Annotated in this window: 12 protein-coding genes and 1 pseudogene; 7 read left to right on the plus strand and 6 right to left on the minus strand. The window is 69.9% G+C overall.

Annotated features, from left to right (window positions below):
• Positions 1-190 precede the first annotated feature (190 nt).
• A complete protein-coding gene (locus tag GGR04_RS17735; protein ID WP_183201240.1) occupies positions 191-1189 on the minus strand; it encodes an adenosine kinase in 999 nt (332 codons plus the stop codon).
• Between the two features lie 161 nt (positions 1190-1350).
• Here GGR04_RS17735 and GGR04_RS17740 point away from each other — a divergent pair, with 161 nt between their 5' ends.
• Positions 1351-2121, plus strand: a complete 771-nt coding sequence (locus tag GGR04_RS17740; protein WP_183201241.1) for a sulfate transporter family protein — start codon at positions 1351-1353, stop codon at positions 2119-2121.
• Here the strand turns inward: GGR04_RS17740 and nth are convergent.
• Positions 2063-3058, minus strand: a complete 996-nt coding sequence (gene nth, locus GGR04_RS17745; protein WP_183201242.1) for an endonuclease III — start codon at positions 3056-3058, stop codon at positions 2063-2065. The genes GGR04_RS17740 and nth overlap by 59 nt on opposite strands.
• A gap of 284 nt (positions 3059-3342) precedes the next feature.
• On the opposite strand from nth, the gene GGR04_RS17750 reads away from it, so the two are divergent.
• The gene (locus GGR04_RS17750) at positions 3343-3834 is read left to right on the plus strand and encodes a DUF2244 domain-containing protein (protein WP_183201243.1); all 492 of its coding nucleotides are present in this window, start codon (positions 3343-3345) and stop codon (positions 3832-3834) included.
• A 43-nt stretch (positions 3835-3877) separates the two neighbouring features.
• On the opposite strand, the gene GGR04_RS17755 is transcribed toward GGR04_RS17750, so the two are convergent.
• Both GGR04_RS17755 and GGR04_RS17760 read right to left on the minus strand, forming a co-directional pair.
• A complete protein-coding gene (locus tag GGR04_RS17755; protein WP_183201244.1) occupies positions 3878-4408 on the minus strand; it encodes a lysozyme inhibitor LprI family protein in 531 nt (176 codons plus the stop codon).
• Between the two features lie 139 nt (positions 4409-4547).
• Positions 4548-5057 carry a lysozyme inhibitor LprI family protein gene (locus tag GGR04_RS17760; protein ID WP_183201245.1) on the minus strand — a complete coding sequence of 170 codons (510 nt, stop codon included), beginning with the start codon at positions 5055-5057 and terminating at the stop codon, positions 4548-4550.
• A gap of 235 nt (positions 5058-5292) precedes the next feature.
• Between GGR04_RS17760 and GGR04_RS17765 the strand changes: the two genes are divergently transcribed.
• The 3 genes from GGR04_RS17765 (at position 5293) to GGR04_RS17775 (ending at position 8320) form a co-directional block, all read left to right on the plus strand.
• The gene (locus GGR04_RS17765; RefSeq protein ID WP_183201246.1) at positions 5293-6189 is read left to right on the plus strand and encodes an EamA family transporter; all 897 of its coding nucleotides are present in this window, start codon (positions 5293-5295) and stop codon (positions 6187-6189) included.
• A 206-nt stretch (positions 6190-6395) separates the two neighbouring features.
• Positions 6396-7286, plus strand: a complete 891-nt coding sequence (locus tag GGR04_RS17770; protein ID WP_183201263.1) for a methylated-DNA--[protein]-cysteine S-methyltransferase — start codon at positions 6396-6398, stop codon at positions 7284-7286.
• Positions 7287-7561: 275 nt separating this feature from the next.
• A complete protein-coding gene (locus GGR04_RS17775; protein WP_312857480.1) occupies positions 7562-8320 on the plus strand; it encodes an endonuclease III domain-containing protein in 759 nt (252 codons plus the stop codon).
• Positions 8321-8425: 105 nt separating this feature from the next.
• On the opposite strand, the gene GGR04_RS17780 is transcribed toward GGR04_RS17775, so the two are convergent.
• Positions 8426-9541: a Gfo/Idh/MocA family protein gene (locus GGR04_RS17780; RefSeq protein ID WP_183201248.1), complete on the minus strand. Its 1116-nt coding sequence runs from the start codon at positions 9539-9541 to the stop codon at positions 8426-8428.
• Positions 9542-9838: 297 nt separating this feature from the next.
• Here GGR04_RS17780 and GGR04_RS17785 point away from each other — a divergent pair, with 297 nt between their 5' ends.
• The gene (locus tag GGR04_RS17785; protein ID WP_183201249.1) at positions 9839-11068 is read left to right on the plus strand and encodes an MFS transporter; all 1230 of its coding nucleotides are present in this window, start codon (positions 9839-9841) and stop codon (positions 11066-11068) included.
• 53 nt (positions 11069-11121) lie between these two features.
• Here GGR04_RS17785 and GGR04_RS17790 read toward each other — a convergent pair whose 3' ends face one another.
• Positions 11122-11925: a carboxymuconolactone decarboxylase family protein gene (locus GGR04_RS17790; RefSeq protein ID WP_183201250.1), complete on the minus strand. Its 804-nt coding sequence runs from the start codon at positions 11923-11925 to the stop codon at positions 11122-11124.
• Positions 11926-12330: 405 nt separating this feature from the next.
• Here GGR04_RS17790 and GGR04_RS17795 point away from each other — a divergent pair.
• Positions 12331-13118, plus strand: a pseudogene (locus tag GGR04_RS17795) (aldo/keto reductase); the annotation flags it as partial.
• Positions 13119-13212: the final 94 nt, after the last annotated feature.

Below are 13212 nucleotides of genomic sequence, written 5' to 3' on the forward strand. Positions count from 1 at the left end.
AAGGATCGGAGCGTTCTAGCAGCGGCTTATGACAGACGATTGCGCGGGGATCGCCCTTCCGGCCTCGTAGCGACCGGGGCGGGAGACGGCGGAACGGACGCTTGCCGTCTGGGGCACCGCCCTGCATTCCCATGCCGGAGCACCGGCAGAGCGATGCGGGATCGAGCGAGCCGTCCGGCCCTCGAAGCCCCTACCCCAGGATCTCGCGCACGCCGGGCAGGTCCATCAGCGAGCCTTGAGGCCGCGGGCCGATCTGGGTGATGATGTGGGCGGCGGCGATGGCGCCGAGGCGGGCGCTCGCCTCGTGCGGCAGGCGGGCCGTGTAGCCGCGCAGGAAGCCGCTGGCGAAGAGGTCGCCGGCGCCCGTCGTGTCCACCAGTTCGGCGACGGGGGTGGCGGGCACGGCCTGATGGTCGGCGCCGGTCACCACGACGCAGCCTTCGGGCCCTCGCGTCACCACGGCGAGGCGCGGAGCGTCCTCGCCGATGCGATGCAGCGCCTCCTCCAGAACCTGCGTCTCGTAGAGCGCCAGCGCCTCGGCCTCGTTGGCGAAGACGATGTCGACCGTGCCCGAGCGCATGAGATCGAGGAATTCGGCGCGGTAGCGGTGGACGCAGAACGCGTCCGACAGCGTCATCGCCACCTGCCGCCCGTTGGCGTGCGCGATCTCGGCGGCCTTGAGGATGGCGTCCTTGGCGAGCGGGGGATCCCAGAGATAGCCCTCGAAATAGGTGACGGCGGCCGCGGCCACCACCGCCTCGTCGATGTCGTCCGGCGAAAGCTCGACGCAGGCGCCGAGATAGGTGTTCATCGAGCGCTCGCCGTCCGGCGTCACCAGGATCATCGAACGCGCGGTGGGCGGGTCGCCGGCGAGCGGCGCGGTGGCGTAGTGCACGCCGAGCGCGGTGATGTCGTGGGCGAAGATGCGGCCGAGCTCGTCGTCACTGACCTTGCCGAAATAGGCGCCACGCCCGCCGAGCGAGACGAGGCCCGCCACCGTGTTGCCGGCCGAGCCGCCGGACATCTCGATCGCCGGGCCCATGCCGGCGTAGATCGCCAGCGCCCGTTCGGCATCGACGAGCGTCATCGCGCCCTTCTCGATGCCGGCCCGGACGAGGAACGCGTCGTCGGTGCGGGAGATGATGTCGACGATGGCGTTGCCGATCGTCAGAACGTCGTAGCGGGGCATGGGCGCGGGAACTCTTCGGATGGGGGCGGCGGGGGATGGGGCGGCAGGGAGCGGCCCTTCCGCATAGCCCGCCCGCCTCCTCGCGCCAAGCGGGCGCGTCCATTGCCGCGCTGCGGCGCGCGCCCCATCTCGTTGCCACGCACAACGCGAGGCCGCTCTCGATGATTCTCACCTCCGCCGCCCTCGGCCTCCGCGATCTTCTCTCCGCGCCCTTCCGCGCCGTGCTTTGGAAGTCGCTCGGGCTCACCGCGCTGGTGCTGGTGGCGCTGTGGTTCGCGGTGCGCTGGCTCTTCCAGTCGGAGCTGATCCCCTTCTTCGCCCGGTTCGCGCCGGACATGCCGGCCTGGCTCGACAATGCCGAGGGCTTCGCGGCCTTCGCGGCGGGGCTGATCCTGGCGCTGCTCCTCGCCTTCCTCATCGCGCCCGTCAGCGCGGTCGTCGCCGGCTTCTTCCTCGACGACGCGGCCGAGGTGGTGGAGCGCGAGAGCTATCCCGAGAGCCCGGTCGGCCGCGAGCTGCCGCTGGCGCGCAGCCTCGTGCTGTCGCTGCGCTTCTTCGGCATCGTCATCCTCGGCAATCTCCTCGCCTTCGCGCTGCTCCTCGTGCCGGTGGTCAACGTCGCCGCCTTCTTCGTGATCAACGGCTACCTGCTCGGGCGCGAATATTTCGAGTTCGCGGCGCTGCGCTATCGCAGCGAGGCCGACGCCAAGGCGCTGCGCGCCCGCTACGGCACCACCATCTTCCTCGCCGGCCTCGTGCTCGCGGCGTTCCTCGCCGTTCCCGTCCTCAACCTGCTGACGCCGCTCTTCGCGGCCGCCACCATGGTGCATCTCCACCAGCGCATCGCCCGGCGCGAAGGGGGCTTGGCCAGTCTCAGCGCGCCGGCGACGCCGACGCTCCCGGCGGCAGCGGCTGTGGACCGGGCCCGCTGACGGGCAGCGCCACCAGCGGCGCCGGCACGTCGGTGGTCTTCTCGTCGGCGCGGCAGAGATCGGCGATGATGCAGGCCTCGCAGTCGGGCTTGCGTGCCTTGCAGACATAGCGCCCGTGCAGGATCAGCCAGTGATGGGCGTGGCGCAGGAATCCCGCCGGGATGATGCGCAGGAACGCCTCCTCCACCGCTTCCGGCGTCTTGCCCGGCGCGATCTTCAACCGGTTGCCGATGCGGAAGATGTGCGTGTCGACGGCCAGCGTCTCTTCGCCGAAGGCGGTGTTCAGCACCACGTTGGCGGTCTTGCGGCCGACGCCCGGCAGCGCCTCCAGCGCCGCGCGCGTCTGCGGCACCTCGCCGCCATGCTCGCGCATCAGCCGTTCCGCCAGCGCCGCGACGTTCTTCGCCTTGTTGCGGTAGAGGCCGATCGTGCGGATGGCCTCGCGGATCGCCTCCTCCCCCAGCGCGGCCATCGCCTGCGGCGTGTCGGCGAGCGAAAAGAGAACCCGCGTCGCGCGGTTGACGCCGGAATCGGTGGCCTGCGCCGACAGCACCACGGCGACGAGCAGCGTGAAGGCATCCCTGTGCTCGAGCTCGGGCTGGGGTTCGGGCCGCTGCACGGCGAAGCGCCGGAAGATCTCGGCGATCGCTTCCGGCGTATAGGGGATCTTCGGCGGCCGGGCGGCGACCTTGCGCCGCGCCGCCTTCGCGACGGCCTCCGCCTTCGTTTTCGCGCCTGACTTTGGGGGCTTTCCAGCCGTATCATTTGCCTGGGAGGGCGTCGATCGTCCGGCGGCGCGCTTTGGCCTCGCGCCGACGCCGGGCGTCTCGGCGACGCGGCCCCCCGTTCCCTGCAGCGAGGCTTCGGGCGACGGCGCCGCTGGCTGCGGTGATTTGGCCCGGCGAGGCGGTTTGGCGGGGGGCGGATTTTCTGTCATCTTCGGCCTGTCGCGATCTCTCGGGGTCCGCTTCTAGAGCATTTCCAGTGAAAGCCGAGTTGGCTTTCACTGGAAATGCGGCAAACAAAGACTTTGAGCCCATCCGGTGAACCCGTGTCGCCGGATGGGCTCAAAGTCTTGCACGTCGGTGCGCTCGGGGCGTACGGCGCCGAGGGCGACGGGCCCGCAAGACCCGGTCCGCGACGGGCCTCCTCGGGCGATCCGTTGCCGGCGCGGCGGACCCCGCTCGCATCGAGCGCCGGCCGAAGGGGAGACACCGCCGCATGGACAGCGCCCACGAGGTCTGCAACGACGCGCCGCTCTTCGAGGCGATGCTGACGCCCTACCGCTCGCTCTCGCGACGCGGCTTCAACGTCACGATGGGGCTGGTGGGACTCGTGTCGCTCGGCTCCGGCATCGCCTTCGTCGCCAACGGCGCCTGGCCCGTGGTCGGCTTCTTCGGCCTCGACGTCCTGCTGCTGTGGGTGGCGCTGCGCGCCTCCAACGCCTCGGGCCGGGCGCGCGAGGAGGTGCGGGTGTCGCGCACCGAGCTCGCCATTCGCAAGGTCTCGCCGCGCGGGGCCGTGCGGGCCGTGCGTTACAATCCGAGCTGGACCCGCTTCCTCGTGCGTCGCCACGAGGAGATCGGCGTCACGCACATGAGCGTCGTCGGCGAGGGCCGCATCACGCAGATCGGCGCCTTCCTCAACCCCGACGACCGCGAGACCTTCGCCGCCGCCTTTTCGCGCGCGCTGGCCGACGCCAAGCGGGGTTGAGGGCGGCGAGCGCCGTTCAATCGTCTGCAAGCGCGAGCAAATCCTACAGGACGATCGCGCGCTCTGCCGTCAGACGAAGGGAACACTCGGAGGAGAAAACGAGCCGTCCTTCCGTGGCTTCGAACAAGGCGAAGATCCGGCCGCACTCGGCGTCACGGAACAGGATCCAGGCGCGTTGCGCGTCTCGCAGGGTTTGAAAGGCGGCCGGTGCGATGAGCGAGGCGGCGAACGTCTCGTCGCGCCTCTTCGCCACGATGACCGCCTTCGCATAGGTCTCGTTGAGAATTCGGTCCCAGGCCGCTGCTTCGCGTCCGTTGCAGTCGGCGATCACCAGTTCGGCGGGCTTGTCCGCAGACGTCGTCAGGCAAAGCGTCGCGACGGTGCCGATGCAACCGCCCGGCGCGGTCGCGGGGCTCGTTGCGGCCGCCTGCGTCAGGCAGCCCTGGATCGTTTCGACGTCCTGCGGCTGCAGTACGCCGAATTCGGCAACCGGCTCGGCGAAGGCCGCCGATGCCGACCACAGGAGGGCGAGGACAAAACTCGACACGGATCGAAGGACGGACGTCGTGATCATCCTCGATCGATCTCAGTGGAAGCTGGTGTACGCCTGATCTCGCGGTCGGCCTCCCCTGCCCCAATCGGAACGGACGCAGGTTTTGCATGCATGTGCCGTTGGCGACGGACAGGTCAGAAGGCACGCCGCCCCGACGGGTTCACCCCTCCGGATCTTGTCGCAGGCTGATCGCACGCCGGGCGGTCTCCTCCAGATGGCAGCTCGCGGCCACGGGCGAGCGGATCGTGCCGCCGCGCCAGAGCTGGTAGAGGCGATCGCACTCGGCGTCACGGAACGCGATCCAGGCGCGCTGCGCAACCTTCAGCGAGTCCGCGGCACCGGGCGACGCGCCGTCGGCGAGGTCGTCGTCGGCCTGTCGCGCCCCCGCGAGTGCGGCAGCGTAGCGCGTGTTGAGGAGCCGATCCCAGGCCGCCGTTTCGCGCGTCGTGCAGTCGACGATGCCGGGCGTCGTCGCGCCGTCGGGCGTCGCCGACTGGCAGCGGTTGGAGATCACTGCGATGCAGGTCTCGGGTCGATCCTTCGCGCCGGCGAGACAGGCTTCGATCTCGGCGAGATCGGCGGCTTGCGCCGGCGCGGGATCGAGCGCGCGGGCCGGTGCGGGCAGGAGGGCCCCGGCGAGGAGGGCGAGCAGGGCAAAGCTTGAACGCATGAGAAACATCCCGGCACCGGAAAGGGCGGTCGATGACGACGACCTCGTCGAAGGACGCGCGAAGCCCTCGCGCTAGGAAAACGGCCACGCCCCGAACTGCCCGCCATCGTCGCCGGCGATCAGGGCGCGACGATGGCGGCATGGGAACGCCTGCGCCATCGCCCCCATGCCGGGGCAGGCGCCGGGCCGGTCCACCCCGCTTGGCACCCCGGCCGCGATCTGACACAAGCCGGCCATGGAACACGCCGCGCTGCCGCTTCGCCACGTTCTCCTCGCGATCGCCGTGGTGGCGGTGTGGGGCTCCAATTTCGTGGTGATCCGCGTCGGGCTGGACCATCTGCCGCCGCTGCTCTTCGCCGCCCTGCGCTTTCTCTTCGCCTGCCTGCCCGGCATTTTCCTCGTAGCCCGGCCGCGCGTCTCCTGGCGCAGCCTCGCCGGCTACGGGCTGCTCATCGGCTCCGGCCAGTTCGGGCTGCTCTTCGTCGCCATGCGCTCGGAGATCACGCCGGGCCTCGCCTCGCTGGTGATCCAGATGCAGGTCTTCTTCACGATCGGGCTGGCGGTGGCGCTCAACGGCGAGCGGGTGCGCCTCTACCAGGGCGCCGCCCTCGCGCTCGGCGCCGCCGGCATCGGCGTCATCGCCGCCCATGTCGACGCCGTCACCACGCCGCTCGGTCTCGCCCTCGTGCTGACGGCCGCGCTCTCCTGGGCGGGGGGCAACATCGTCGCCAAGCGCTCCGGCGTCACCGACATGCTGCCCTTCGTGATCTGGGCGAGCCTCTTCTCGGCTCCGCCGCTCTTCGCGCTCTCCTTCGCGCTGGAGGGCTGGGGCGCGATGTCGGCCGGGCTGGCGCAGGCCGACGCCGCCACCTGGGCCGCCGTTGCGTGGCAGACGGTCGGCAACACGCTCTTCGGCTATTCCGCCTGGGGCTTCCTCCTCTCGCGCCACCCCGCCGCCACGATCACGCCGATGGCACTGCTCGTGCCCGTCTTCGGCATGGCCGCCTCCTTCCTCTGGCTCGGCGAGCCGCTGCCGCTCTGGAAGCTCGGCGCCGCGCTCCTCGTGATGGCGGGGCTCGCGGTGGGCCTCCTGACGCCCGCCTGGCAACGGCGCGCGGCGGCCCATCGCTAGAAGCGACGCTTCGGCGAACACGGGGGCACCCGATCGGCTCCGGGTGCCGGGTTGCCGCATGGTCCGAACGTGAACGCCGACACGGGCTTTCACCGGACATGCTCCAGGGGACCGGTCTCGTCCCGAAAACGGGTGGCGGCGTCGGGACTGCGGGTCCATTCTCGCACCAACGGGAGATCGCCATGACCCTTCACGCCGCCCTGTCCATGCCCAACTCCACGCCCAGCGATCCGCCGGGCTTCGCCGCCGTCGAGCCGGACGGCGAGGACTACGCGCTCGTGCGGCGCACGGTGGAGTTCATCTCCGGCGCCTATCGCGAGCAGCCGACTCTTCCCGCCCTCGCCGCCGCGCTGGGTGTGCCGGAAGCGCGGTTGGAGGCGGTGTTCCGGCGCTGGGCGTGCCTCAGCCCCAAGGCCTTTCTCCAGGCCGTCACCATCGACCATGCGCGCCGGCTTCTCTCGCAGGGGCTGCCGCTCCTCGACACGGCCCTGGAGGTCGGGCTCTCCGGCCCCTCGCGGCTGCACGACCTCTTCGTCAAGCACGAGGCGATGAGCCCCGGCGTCCACAAGGCGCGCGGCGAGGGGCTCGCGCTCGGCTACGGCTTCGCGGAAGGCCCGTTCGGGCGCACGCTCGCCGTGTGGACCGAGCGCGGCCTCGCGGGCCTCGCCTTCAGCGACGAGGAGCGCGGAGGCGACGAGCATGCGCTGGCCGACATGCTCGGCCGCTGGCCGCGGGCCGCGACCCTTCGCGACGATGCCGGCGCCGCTTCGCGCGTGGCGCGCGTCTTCCGGCCGGACGCCTGGCGCGCCGACGCGCCGCTGCGCATCGTCCTCATCGGCACCGATTTCGAGATCCGCGTCTGGGAGCGGCTGCTCGCCATTCCGATGGGGCGCGCCACCCACTATTCGGCGATCGCCGGCGAGATCGGCTCGCCGAAGGCCTCGCGCGCGGTGGGCGCGGCGGTGGGGCGCAATCCTCTCTCCTTCGTCGTGCCCTGCCACCGCGTCGTCGGCAAGTCGGGGGCGCTGACCGGCTATCATTGGGGGCTGACGCGCAAGCGCGCCATGCTCGGCTGGGAGTTCGCCCGCACCGGTTGAGCTTGGGCGGCATCGGACCGGATGGGCTCACCGCAAGCCCAAGAGAGCATGCCCAGCAAAAGCCGGATCGGCTGTCGCCCAAACCCTACGTCGCAGGAAGACATGGGGCCGTCGCCCGCCGATCGCCGCGATCCGCCATTCGGAATTGGCGCGCCGATCGCCGCAGCCGGGAACGGTCCCTCGGGCACCGCCCTTTGGCTGAGATCCGGCGCGGTGGCCGGCGACGGGCGGGGTGACGGATGGCGACACGACGGACGAAGGCACGAGACGCGTCGGTGGCCGATGGCGGGGAGACGATCCCGTCGGCCAGCCGAAGGCGTGGCATCGCATCCGGTCCCGAAGCAGCCCGGCCCTCCTCCCCCGGAGAGGCCGACGCGCTGAGCGGGGCCGAGGTGGAAGAAGCCTTCCGGCGCCTGCGGGCGCACATGCCCGGCCGCACCGCCACGGCCAAGGGCCCGAAGGACCAGCCCGATCCGTTCCGGTCGGCGGTGTCCTGCCTCCTCTCGGCGCAGAGCCGCGACCACAACACGGCCGCCGCCGCCGACAACCTCTTCGCTCTGGCGCAGACGCCGGACGCCATGCTGGCGCTGACCGAGCGGGAAATCGCCGATGCCATCCGGCCGTGCGGCCTCTACAACATGAAGGCGCGCAATCTCCGCCGCTTCTGTACCGCGCTGATCGAGGAGCACGACCGCGTGGTGCCGCGCGACCGGGCGGGTCTGATGGCGCTTCCGGGGATCGGGCGCAAATGCGCCGACATCGTCATGAGCTTCGCCTTCGACGAGGACGTGATCGCGGTCGACACCCACGTCGACCGCGTCTGCAACCGCACCGGCATCACGGCGGCCCGCACCGCCGACAAGACCGCCGAGCAGTTGGAGCGCCGCGCCCCCGAATGGGCCCGTCGCGACGGCCATTTCTGGCTGATCCAGTTCGGCAAGGCCGTCTGCCACGCCCGCCGGCCGGCCTGCGAGACCTGCTTTCTCAACGATCTCTGCCGCTGGTTCTCGGCGACCTCGCGTGAGCCGGCCTGACGCGTCGCGGTCAGAATGCGCCCGGCCTCGCAGCGGCGACGGATGCTGCCCGAGGTCTGCGGGGCGGACGCCGGATGGCGCCGCCCCCGCTCCTGTCGCAACCCGCTAAGCCGATTGCGGGATGATGCCGATCATCTCGTCCTCGCTCGGCTGCTTCGCCGGCTTCAGCTTCAGCGCCTGCTCCGGCTCGACGTGGCGGGCGCGCGACCTCGGCTCCAGCGTCACCGTCTCGCCGGTGTCCAGCGAACGCTCGACGGCCGCGAGCACGCGCATGTCGAGGAGCCCCTCCTCGCCGTCGGCCTCCGGGGAGCGGTCGTCGAGGATGCATTGCGAGAAATACTGGGTCTCGTTGCCGAACTGCTCGACCGGGCCGAAGCTGCGCTCCTTCTCGCCGGCGTCCGTCTTCTCGACATAGGTGATGCCGATCTTCGGACCGAACATGAAGCAAGGCGAGGCGTGGATGCTCGCTTTGGTGCCGACGAGGTCGAACGACTCCGAGGCCGCGGTCGCGTAGCTCACGGTGAACTGCGCCAGACGCTCGCCCGGAAAGCGCAGGGTCACGGCGACCGTATCGTGAAAGTCGAAGCCGCGTCTCGGCGTCTTGGTGCCAACGGCGTGCACCGCGATCGGCTCCTGGCCGAAGAGGTTGCGCACGGCGTTCAGCGGATAGGTGCCCATGTCCGGCACCGGACCACCCCAGTAGCCGTTGTGGCCGCGCGAGTTCTTCTCGCTGACGTTCTGGGCGAAGGTCGAGATGAACGTCCGCAATTGGCCGAACTCACCGTTGCGGGCGCGGGTGATCATCTCGACCGTGCCGGGCTCGTGGTGCAGACGGTAGGCGATCATCAGCTTGGCGCCGCCCTTGCGCTGCGCCGCGAGGATCGCCTCGGCCTCCTCGACGCTGGATGCCATCGGCTTCTCGAGCAGCACGTGGATGCCCGCCTCGAGCGCGGGAACGGCATATTCGAGATGCAGGAAGTTGGGCGTGGCGACGTAGACCGCGTCGATCTCGCCCGAGGCCAGAAGCTCGCCATATTGCTCGTAGCGCCAGGCCTTGATGCCGTAGAGCTTGGCGAGCTTGTCGGCCTTCAGCGGATCGCCGGTGACGAGCGCCGCCAATTCGGAATTGTCGGTGCGGGCGACGCCCGGCATGAAGGCCTGCTGCGAGATCTGTCCGCCCGCGACGACGGCGTAGCGAATCTTCTTGTGGTGTCCGAACATGCTGACTTCCGTTTGAATATCGTCTTGCGATGCGGGTGCAAGGCAGCGACCGGCCGGAATGTTCCCGGCGGGATGGACGTGCGCCCCTTGCCTTGGGCATACCGGGCATGGAACACGAAGGCCGTCGTCTCGCCTCGCCCTTCGACGACGACGGCATTTTTGGGCTCTCGTGCTGCGCTGACGTCGGGAGGCGCCGGCGACCGGTTTCGTCTCGGCGGGAGGGCCCGCCCAGGCGCGCCAGACCCGAACCGCCACGTTCGGCACCGGCAGGCCCAAGGGGATAAGGAACGCCTGAGAATGGACAGTGTCGCATCCGCTCCGCCGAAGGCCCGGACCTACATGGCGGTTCTCGTCGTCCTCGGGATCTCCCATCTCCTGAACGACCTGATCCAGTCGCTGATCCCCGCGATCTATCCGATCATCCGCGAGAGCTATTCGCTGGACTTCCAGCAGATCGGGCTCATCACCCTCACCTTCCAGATCGCCGGCTCGCTGCTGCAGCCGCTCGTCGGCTTCTACACCGACCGCCGTCCCGCGCCCTATTCGCCGGTCATCGGCATGGTGTTCACGCTATCCGGGCTCGCCGGTCTCGCCTTCGCGTCGAGCTACGCGTTCATCCTGTGCGCCGTGGCGCTGATCGGCATCGGATCCTCGATCTTCCACCCGGAGGCGACGCGCATGGCACGCTATGCCGCGGGCGGCCGGCAGGGGTTGGCGCAGGGCATCTTCCAGGTCGGCGGCCAGGCGGGCGGCGCGCTCGGTCCGGTCTCGGCAGCCTTCGTCATCGTGCCGATGGGGCAGCCGAGCCTCGCCTGGTTCACGGCCGCCGCGATGGCGGCGATGCTGCTCCTCGCCTGGATCGGCCGGCAGCAGGCGGCGATCAGCCACCACTTCGCGGCGCTGCGCAAGGCCGCCGCGGGCCATGGGACAGACCGCCGCCGGCACGGGACGGCGACGATCGCGGTCGGGCTCGTGGTGCTGACGCTCCTGATGTTCTCGAAGAACGCCTATGGCGAGAGCTTCCGCTCCTTCTACACGTTCTACCTGATCGAGCGGTTCGGGCTCTCCATCCCGGCCTCGCAGATGATGCTGTTCATCTTCCTGCTGGCGGCGGCGGTGGGCGCCCTCGTCGGCGGGATCGTCGGCGACCGGATCGGCCGCTACCGGGTGATCTGGATCTCGGTGCTCGGGCCGCTGCCGCTGACCCTCGCCTTGCCCTATGCCGACCTGTTCTGGACGGGCGTCCTCACCGTCTCGATCAATCTCGTCATGGCGAGCGCCTTCGCCTCCATCCTGCTCTACGCGATGGAGCTTCTGCCCAACCGGATCGGCCTCGTCGGTGGGTTGTTCTACGGACTGAACTTCGGCCTCGGCGGCATCGCAGCGGCGATCCTCGGGGGCCTCGCCGACAGCTACGGTATCGAGACCGTCTACCGCCTCTGCTCGTTCCTTCCGCTCGCCGGCCTGCTCGCCTGGTTCCTGCCACGGCTCGACGAGGGCCGGCGGCCGATCGCCGCCAAGCCCTGAAAGTTCGTGCGGCGCCGCAGCAGCGCCGTCGCCCGCCCGGGACGGCTCCGGCCTCAGTTGCTCGCGGGGGTGCTGCCTTCGGCGGCGACGCCCCGGTTCTCGAACACCGTCTTCGCCACCGGGACGGCCGACATGGCGTTCGGCCATCCAGTGTAGAAGGCGAGATGCGTGATGACCTCGGCGACCTCGGGGCGCGTCAGGCCGTTCGCCATGCCCCGGTCCATGTGGAAGGCGAGTTGGTCGGCCTGCCCGGCGGCGATCAGCGCCGACATCGTGACGAGGCTTCGATCACGCGGCGCGAGCTCGGGGCGGCGCCAGAGGTCGTCGAAGAGAACGCCGTTCGTGTAGGACGCCAGAGCGGGCGCCACGGGGCCGACCGCCGCCTCGACGCTCGCCGCGCGCTCCCGCTCGCTCACGGCATCCAAGGGAAGCGGCGCGGCGCCGACGGCGGCGAGTTGCTCGGAGCCGATGCCGCGCGTCTCGAACACTTCCTTCGCCACGGGGACGGCCGACATGGCGTTCGGCCAGCCCGAGTAGAAGGCGAGATGCGTGATGATCTCCGTCAGCTCGGTCGGCTTCACGCCATTGTCCAGCGCCCGGCCGAAATGCCCGGCCATCTGCCGCACGTGGCCGCCGGCAACGAGCGCCGAGACCGTCACGAGGCTGCGGTCGCGCGGCGCGAGGTCGGGCCGCGCCCAGACGCTGCCGAACAGCACCTCGTCGGTGTAGTCCGCGAGCGCGGGAACCGTCTCGCGAACCACCGGGGGCGCGACGCGGGGGAAGGTTCGGTTGCGGTCCTCGGCCATGGCGGAGCTCGACAGAGCGAGGGTGGCGACGGTTGCGGCGACGAGTTTCATGGGATGTCTCCAGGGCTTCGTGCTGGGCGAACACGCGGCAGGGATGCGGCGTCCGTCCCGATCGTTTAGAAACATAGGAGAGGCTCCGTCGGGCGATTACCCACGGTGGACGGCATGCTGCCATGAGCGGGAGTGATCAATGCCGGGTCCGGGGTCGCCGATCGGTTCGAGAAAGGACTCTGTTGACTCGATTGCCATGGGTCGGAGCCCAAGCCTGCGAGGGACAGCGAGGGGACCGAGCCGTTCGGTCATGATCCAAGCTCATAATTCCATCCCGTCTCCTGGCCCTAATCCGCACAAACCGCAGCGCCTAGGTTCCGCTTCATGAGCCGCCGCAGAGCGTGGCGGCGCCGGCCCTGATGGATCCTTTCGATCTGCGGGCGGAGATGACGATGGAGCGGCAAGATGCAAAAGCGCACTCTGGGAACGAGCGGGCTTGAGGTTTCGGCTCTGGGCTTGGGCTGCATGGGGCTGAACTTCGGCTAAGGCCATGCCCTGGCGAAGGAAGACGGGATCACCCTCATCCGGCAGGCGGTCGAGCGCGGCGTCACCTTCTTCGACACGGCCGAGGTCTACGGTCCCCATACCAACGAGGAGATGGCGAGGCGCTGCGGCCCGTTCGCGACCAGGTGGTGATCGCGACGAAGTTCGGCTTCGACATCCGGGACGGCAAGTCGGCCGGGCTCGACAGCCGGCCCGAGCAGATCCGCAAGGTCGCCGACGCCTCGCTGAAGCGCCTCGGCGTCGAGGTGATCGACCTGTTCTACCAGCACCGGGTGGACACCAAAGTGCCGATCGAAGACGTCGCCGGCACGGTGAAGGAGCTGATCGAGGCCGGCAAGGTCAAGCATTTCGGCCTCTCGGAGCCCGGCGCCGCGACGGTGCGCCGGGCGCATGCGGTGCAGAGCGTCGCGGCGCTGCAGAACGAGTATTCGCTTTGGACCCGCGGCCCAGAGACCAACGGCATCCTCCAGGCCTGCGAGGAGCTCGGCATCGGCTTCGTTCCCTACAGCCCGCTCGGCAAGGGCTTCCTGACGGGCGCGATGGGCAAGGACACGCAGCTCGCCGCCGGCGACTTCCGCGCCGCCCTGCCGCGCTTCACGCCGGAGGCGCTGGAGAAGAACCAGGCGCTGGTCGATCTCCTGAAGCGGATCGCGACGGAGAAGAGCGCCACCCCCGCGCAGATCGCCCTTGATCGGCCCCCACTGAATGGTCCGGTTGGAAAGTTAGTTCAGGGTTGGTCTCTGCGCTAGCGGTAGCTTGGCCGGCGAAGCGGGTCTGGTCAGC

It is taken from the genome of Aureimonas pseudogalii (assembly GCF_014196835.1).
Taxonomy (GTDB): domain Bacteria; phylum Pseudomonadota; class Alphaproteobacteria; order Rhizobiales; family Rhizobiaceae; genus Aureimonas; species Aureimonas pseudogalii.